Here is a 473-nt window from a genome sequence, read left to right as displayed (position 1 = left end):
GCCATGGCCGTTGCGATCGGTCTGGGCCCGGGGATCACCTCGGCCGTGATCGGCGTGGTGCTGGCCTCGATCCCCTGGTATTTCCGACTGCTACGCAGCGAGGTGCTGCGCATCCGCACGCTGATGTATGTCGATTCCGCGCGCGCCCTGGGAGCCTCCAGCTTCCGTCTGATCCGCCGGCACATCCTGCCGCAGACGACCTCGACCATCCTGATCCAGGCATCGTCCGTGTTCAGCTTCTCGATCCTGACGCTGGCCGCGCTGGGCTTCGTGGGGCTCGGCGTCCAGCCGCCCGTGCCCGAATGGGGCACGATGATCACCGAAGGCCTTGCCTTCGCGCTCACCGGTCAGTGGTGGCTGGGCTTCTTCCCGGGCCTTGGCATCTTTCTTCTCGCCGTGTCGGCCAATCTCATCGCCGACCGGCTGCGCGACATCTATGACCCCAAATCAGCGGTCGGGGCGGGCTGAGCATG

General features: G+C 66.4%; 1 protein-coding gene. It reads left to right on the top strand.

The window, feature by feature from the left end:
* Positions 1 to 468, top strand: a 468-nt coding sequence (locus tag RIE32_02120; protein MEQ9095040.1) for an ABC transporter permease, incomplete at its 5' end; no start/stop codon positions are given.
* Positions 469 to 473 lie beyond the last annotated feature (5 nt).

This window comes from Phycisphaerales bacterium, from assembly GCA_040221175.1.
Taxonomy (GTDB): Bacteria; Planctomycetota; Phycisphaerae; order Phycisphaerales; family UBA1924; genus JAHCJI01.
Note: the sequence above shows the minus strand (reverse complement) of the source record. Positions and strands in the feature narration are given on the sequence as shown.